This window comes from Streptomyces sp. SID3212 (assembly GCF_009865405.1).
GTDB lineage: Bacteria > Actinomycetota > Actinomycetes > Streptomycetales > Streptomycetaceae > Streptomyces.
The window spans coordinates 1-252 of the sequence record NZ_WWJY01000933.1 but is presented as its reverse complement, the minus strand read 5'-3'; the positions used below and the strand labels follow the sequence as shown (position 1 = coordinate 252).

Genomic DNA, 252 nt, shown 5'->3' with positions numbered 1-252 from the left:
GACGGCCGCTTCTTCGCCGCCGAGTACGGCCGCAAGTGGATCAAGGCCATCGAGGTCAAGGCCGACGGCACCCCCGGTGTCATCGAGGCCTTCCCGTGGACCGGTACGCAGGTCATGGACCAGGCGTTCGGCCCCGACGGCGCGCTGTACGTCCTCGACTACGGCACCGGCGCCAACAACCAGGCCCTGTACCGCGTCGAGTACGTCGGGGGCAGCAACCGCAACCCGGTCGCCAAGGCCGCCGCCGACAAG

1 pseudogene is annotated in these 252 nt (G+C 69.8%); it reads left to right on the top strand.

The features are described 5' to 3' along the window. Positions 1-252 (top strand): annotated as a pseudogene (locus GT042_RS27630) (glycosyl hydrolase); the annotation flags it as partial.